Here is a 5,463-nt window from a genome sequence, read left to right on the forward strand (position 1 = left end):
GGTTCCCTCAGCGTGCGTTTCAGTCAAGACAGCGAAAAGTGCGTTCTTGGGGTTTCCCCTGTCTTGTCGTTTTCTTATTCGGGGGGAACCCCCGAATAAAAACGCCGCAAGTGAAGCACCTTTTCAAGACAGCGGATGCGCCATACGTAGGGTTCCCCGAGGGTTTAGCGACCCAAATCACGCGGAGGTTCCCGACCCATGTGTTTGGGTCAAGACAGCGCAACCTTGCAGCGAATCAGCGACGCATCGAACGGGAGGGAACCTCCCGTTTGTGTGCGTCAAGACAAGACAGGCGCACTTGGCACCATGAGCCGAGACTTCCAGTCTCCAGGCTCTCCTTAACCCGAACTGACGTTTGTTAGCTGATTAGTGTCAAAAATCGTTGTAGCGTCTTCGATGCCGATCGATCTTTTGCATCTACATCCCAACAGCGATCGAGATATTCAACCTGTTGCTCGGCAACTAATTCATCCATTAGTAATCCGAGTATAGTTCGCCAGATGCGGTCGATCCCAAATTTAAATCCACCACGATTGTAAGCTGAATTATCGATCGGATCGGGAACTAGTTCTAGTTGCTTGTAAACTTCCCATCGGTCGCGATCGACACTAGCTTTGTTACGGTCTAAATATTTCATTGTGAACCTCCTCAATTGGTTAATTGCAGGAGGCACTTCCAAACCTGTCACCACACACTCTAGACTATCTGAGATGTATGTCCGAATCTTTTTCTGTGCCCTAAGATACTTTTTAGTATAACAGCTAGGGTGGCGATCGTAAATAGCTCCATCGACAGATCTCCACCCCCATATTTCCTGACTGACACCAATCTAGGAAACTGTTTCCAGTCGAGCAGATTTGTAGGCAGCCCAGCCACCGAGATCGGAGATATCCGGCCAATTGTGGCGTTCTATCAGTGCTTGCGGATAGAAAAATGCCGTGGCAACTTCCCCATCGATGAGTTTTACCTCTGTGGGGTACATGTGGGGCGGTTCATTGGTTGCTAAGTATTCAAACTCCGCTGCTGTCATTTCGTAGATTTCGCCAGGAATTGAAATTCCGCCGAGATCGACTTGATAAATTGCTGGGTGCCAGCCATTTTCGGCGGCATGTAGTCGATAGAGCGGCTCGGTACTCACGGCGCGGATAAATTTGGCGTTGCCTAAATTCGAGTGATCTGGTTGTCCGCGCAATGCCGAACCACAGATAAAAATTTGGTGTTTGGTGATAACTGTCTGATTCATACCATTTCTCTCAAGATAATTATGCTAGTTTTGGGTTTATTGGCAAGTTGGCGCGGTTTTTGAGCTGGGGCGCGATTGGAATTTTTTTGAGTTGCTGCGGAGATCTTTACCCCACCCCAGCCCTCCCCTTATAAAGGGGGGTTGGGGGGGTAAGCCCAGCTACATCGAAGTCCAACCGACTTATGTAGACACCGTAGCCTCCTGGGAGGGGATTTTATAGAGGCAAATTAAAATACTGTGTACAGTATACAATAAAAATACGTTAAGCTAAAGCGTAATCTATGACCTCGATCGACTATCCACGCGATTTAGTCGGCTATGGGCGGAACCAACCACATCCCCAGTGGCCAGAACAAGCTCGAATTGCCGTTCAGTTTGTAATTAATTACGAAGAAGGTGGCGAAAACTGTCTTTTGCACGGCGATCCGGCATCGGAGGCGTTTTTGTCCGAGATTGTGGGTGGGGTGCCGTTTGTAGGGCAACGACACATGAATATGGAGTCTTGTTATGAATATGGTAGTCGGGCGGGTTTTTGGAGGTTATATCGACTGTTTATCGATCGACAAATTCCGGTCACAGTCTACGGAGTAGCGATGGCATTAGCCCGCAATCCCGATGCGGTTGCTGCCATGCTGGAAGCTGACTGGGAGATTGCCAGTCATGGCTACAAATGGATCGAGTACAAGGATTTTACCGAGTCAGCCGAACGCGAACATATCCAAAAAGCGATCGCAATTCATACTCAAGTTACGGGGCAACGTCCCACCGGATGGTATACCGGACGCAATAGCCCGCATACTCGCAAATTAGTCGTCGAAACTGGCGGATTTCTCTATGACTCAGACAGCTATGCTGACGATTTACCCTATTGGACGCATGACTATGGTAGACCGCATTTGGTCATTCCCTATACTCTCGACAATAATGACATGCGATTTGCGACAGCTCAGGGCTTTAATTCGGGCGAACAGTTTTTTGCCTACCTGCGGGATGCTTTCGATGTCCTCTATGCCGAGGGCGAAACCGCACCCAAAATGATGAGCGTGGGGCTACATTGTCGCTTAGTAGGCAGACCAGGACGGGCGGCGGCGTTGGGGAGATTTTTGGACTACGTGCAGCAACACGATCTCGTCTGGCTGTGTCGTCGCATCGATATCGCCCAGCACTGGCATCAGTATCATCCGTTTTAATTGGGAGGGGGAGACGGGGAGACGAGGGGACGAGGGGACTAGGAGACGGGGAGACGGGGAGACGGGGAGACAATATGATAGAGCAGAATTAACAAAGAACAGGCGTTTAAATTCCCACACTAATAACCCAGTTCTCAATTCTCAATTCTCAATTATCAATTCTCAATTATCAATTATCAATTAATTTAAGATGAACCATCTCAAAGTAATTATTATCGGGGCGGGGATTGGGGGATTGACAGCCGGAATCGCGCTCAAGCAGGCGGGTTACGAAGTGGAAATTTACGATCGAGTCGCCACATTGCGCCCAGTAGGAGCGGGAATCTCCCTCTGGTCGAACGGGGTCAAAGTGCTGAATCGACTGGGTTTAGGGGCGGAAATTGCCGCGATCGGGGGTGAAATGAATGCGATGGAATATCGTAGTAAAACTGGAGAATTGCTCAATCATATCGACTTGATGCCGCTGATCGATCGAGTCGGACAGCGTCCGTATCCAGTCGCCCGTCGGGATTTACAAGCCATGCTACTCGCCGCATTTCCTGGGCAAGTATATCTCAACCATAAATGTATCGACTTTGAAGAATCTGAGACTGAGATCGCGGCGATCTTTGAAAATGGTCATCGTACCAGTGGTGACTTAATTATTGCTGCCGATGGCATTCGATCGCAATTTCGCAAACAGATTCTAGACGAACCTGTCGAACCCAAGTATGCGGGATATATCAATTGGAATGGATTGGTACCCGCTGATGAAAAATTAGCACCGAAAAATACCTGGAGCATCTATGTCGGCGAACACAAACGCGCGTCCCTGATGCCTGTGGGCGACTCACGCTGTTATTTCTTTTTAGATGTTCCGCTCTCACCCGATAACTCCGCCGAGCCAGCCGACTATCGAGCCGAATTAAAAGCGCATTTTCACGGCTGGGACGAACCAGTTCAACAACTAATCGAGCGACTCAATCCCGCCGAAACCGCCCGCATCGCCATTCATGACATGGGGCCGATCGATCGCTACGTGCGGGGGCGAGTGGCACTTCTAGGTGATGCCGCTCATGCGACTTGTCCCGATCTCGGACAAGGCGGCTGTCAAGCTCTCGAAGATGCTTGGGTACTGAGTAATTATCTAATTGCGACCAATATCAGCGTACCGGATGCCCTCAAGCGTTACGAATCCGAACGCAAAGAACGCGCCAATGCTGTCGTCGCTAAAGCGCGTCAACGTGCCGAGCAAATTCACGGTTGCGATCCCGATGTAACTCAAGCCTGGTATCAACAATTGAAACATGAGCCGCCTGAAGATGTGACTGGTGCGATCGCTAAAACCATTTTAGGTGGCCCTTTGCGATGAAAAATTACAGGTATGGTCTTTTGGGGGTGATGCGAAGATCTACCCACCCCGCCCTTCGGGCACCCCTCCAAGGAGGGGATTTTTCCGGCTCCCTCCCCTTTATAAGGGGAGGGTTGGGGTGGGGTAAAGGACTACGATCTTGCTAATAGACTTATGGGTAAAACAGGCGAAAACGAAGCCTATTAGGGCGGCACTGCGTTAGATTCTCCATCTTCAAAATTCCCATAGATACACCTGATTTCCAATTATGGCTGGTAAATTAACAACTCACATATTAGACACAGCCCACGGCTGTCCCGCCGCAGGGGTTGAAATAACCCTCTACTCGATCGCATCTCCATCAGAAAATCGCACCTTAATTACTCAAGTTTATACCGATCGAGATGGACGCACAGCACAGCCCTTATTAGCCGATGGCGACTTACAAGTTGGCGAATACGAACTAGTGTTCGCGGTGGGCAGTTATTTCGATCGTACTCAGGCTAATTTACCTAAACCAGCATTTCTCGATCGCATTCCTATTCGCTTTCAAATTGCCGATCTTAACGCGCATTATCATATACCTCTACTGGTTTCACCATGGTCTTATAGTACTTATCGAGGCAGTTAATTTAATTGAGAATTGAGAATTGAGAATTGAGAATATATTGCGACATTTCTTGAAATCTATGGTTTATTCCCTTAGTCAAATTAATCGGATGGATCGATCGCAATTGATTCAAGCACTGGGTGAAATTTTTGAACATACACCCACTGTTGCTGCCCAAGTATGGTGCCAACGACCATTTGTATCGATCGAGGATTTACATCAGAAAATGATGACGATCGTTCTAGGATTCGATCGCGAGCAAAAGTTGGCTCTAGTGCGCGCTCATCCCGATTTGGGTAGCAAGGTCAAAATGGCAGCAGCATCGGTGCAAGAACAATCAGGTGCTGGCTTAGATCGGTTGAGTGAGGATGAATATGTTAGGTTTCAACAACTCAATCGATCTTATCTAGAAAAATTTGGTTTTCCCTTTATTATTGCCGTCAAAAACCATACTAAATCGAGCATTTTAGCAGCATTCGATCGCCGTTTACAGAATTCAGCCGATGCAGAATTAACTACCGCGATCGAGGAAATTAGTCAGATCGCACGGTTGCGATTGTTAGCAATAATCGATTCCCCTTCTGCTGAGGCAGACGCTGCGCGAACGGGGACGCTACGCGAACGAGTTGAAAGTAAAATATCCTAACCCATTAGACCTTCTATACAACTAGAAATACAATTTTCTCCCTATTCCCTATCCGCCAGTCCCATGACAATTACATCATCACCGACTCTGAGTGAATTAAAAATCGATGCTGCTAGACTCGATCGCAGCCTAGCCGAACTAGCCGAAATTGGCAAACTACCCAAAGGGGGCATCAGCCGTGTGGCGTTTACACCTGAAGATTTACGCGCGCGTCAACTGGTGCAGACTTGGATGACTGAAGCCGGAATGACCGTAAGGACGGATGCGGCTGGTAATATTATCGGTCGGTATGAGGGTTTAAATCCACATGCAGGTGCGATCGCGACTGGTTCGCATATCGACACCGTGCCGACTGGCGGGATTTATGATGGTTGTCTGGGCGTGCTGGCGGGGATTGAAGTGGTGCGAGTTTTGCACGATCGATCGATCCGACTGTACCACCCG

The 5,463-nt window shown here is 48.6% G+C and carries 7 protein-coding genes; 5 read left to right on the top strand and 2 right to left on the bottom strand.

The genetic code is table 11. From position 1 onward, the window contains the following. Positions 1-358: 358 nt before the first annotated feature. Together RMO35_RS12450 and RMO35_RS12455 are read right to left on the bottom strand one after the other, a co-directional pair. Positions 359-637 carry a hypothetical protein gene (locus RMO35_RS12450; RefSeq protein ID WP_309741589.1) on the bottom strand — a complete coding sequence of 93 codons (279 nt, stop codon included), beginning with the start codon at positions 635-637 and terminating at the stop codon, positions 359-361. A 192-nt stretch (positions 638-829) separates the two neighbouring features. Beyond that, positions 830-1,243 (bottom strand): gamma-glutamylcyclotransferase, encoded by a 414-nt coding sequence (locus RMO35_RS12455; RefSeq protein WP_309741591.1) that lies wholly within the window; start codon positions 1,241-1,243, stop codon positions 830-832. Between the two features lie 281 nt (positions 1,244-1,524). Here RMO35_RS12455 and puuE point away from each other — a divergent pair, with 281 nt between their 5' ends. The 5 genes from puuE to RMO35_RS12480 all read left to right on the top strand — a co-directional run. Next, positions 1,525-2,433, top strand: coding sequence for an allantoinase PuuE (gene puuE, locus RMO35_RS12460; RefSeq protein ID WP_309741592.1), 909 nt, complete (start codon positions 1,525-1,527; stop codon positions 2,431-2,433). A gap of 190 nt (positions 2,434-2,623) precedes the next feature. Then, the gene (hpxO, locus tag RMO35_RS12465) at positions 2,624-3,784 is read left to right on the top strand and encodes an FAD-dependent urate hydroxylase HpxO (protein ID WP_309741593.1); all 1,161 of its coding nucleotides are present in this window, start codon (positions 2,624-2,626) and stop codon (positions 3,782-3,784) included. Positions 3,785-4,031: 247 nt separating this feature from the next. Next, positions 4,032-4,394, top strand: coding sequence for a hydroxyisourate hydrolase (uraH, locus tag RMO35_RS12470; protein WP_309741594.1), 363 nt, complete (start codon positions 4,032-4,034; stop codon positions 4,392-4,394). Between the two features lie 58 nt (positions 4,395-4,452). Further along, positions 4,453-5,019 carry a 2-oxo-4-hydroxy-4-carboxy-5-ureidoimidazoline decarboxylase gene (gene uraD / locus RMO35_RS12475; protein ID WP_309741595.1) on the top strand — a complete coding sequence of 189 codons (567 nt, stop codon included), beginning with the start codon at positions 4,453-4,455 and terminating at the stop codon, positions 5,017-5,019. Positions 5,020-5,082: 63 nt separating this feature from the next. After that, a partial coding sequence (locus RMO35_RS12480; RefSeq protein WP_396135664.1) for a M28 family peptidase occupies positions 5,083-5,463 on the top strand: 381 nt, incomplete at its 3' end.

This window comes from Chamaesiphon sp. OTE_20_metabat_361 (assembly GCF_031364565.1).

Coding starts and splice junctions, on each gene's coding strand:
- puuE (WP_309741592.1), top strand. CDS start 1,525: ATGACCTCGATCGACTATCCACGCGATTTAGTCGGCTATGGGCGGAAC.
- uraH (WP_309741594.1), top strand. CDS start 4,032: ATGGCTGGTAAATTAACAACTCACATATTAGACACAGCCCACGGCTGT.
- RMO35_RS12450 (WP_309741589.1), bottom strand. CDS start 637: ATGAAATATTTAGACCGTAACAAAGCTAGTGTCGATCGCGACCGATGG.
- hpxO (WP_309741593.1), top strand. CDS start 2,624: ATGAACCATCTCAAAGTAATTATTATCGGGGCGGGGATTGGGGGATTG.
- RMO35_RS12455 (WP_309741591.1), bottom strand. CDS start 1,243: ATGAATCAGACAGTTATCACCAAACACCAAATTTTTATCTGTGGTTCG.
- uraD (WP_309741595.1), top strand. CDS start 4,453: ATGGTTTATTCCCTTAGTCAAATTAATCGGATGGATCGATCGCAATTG.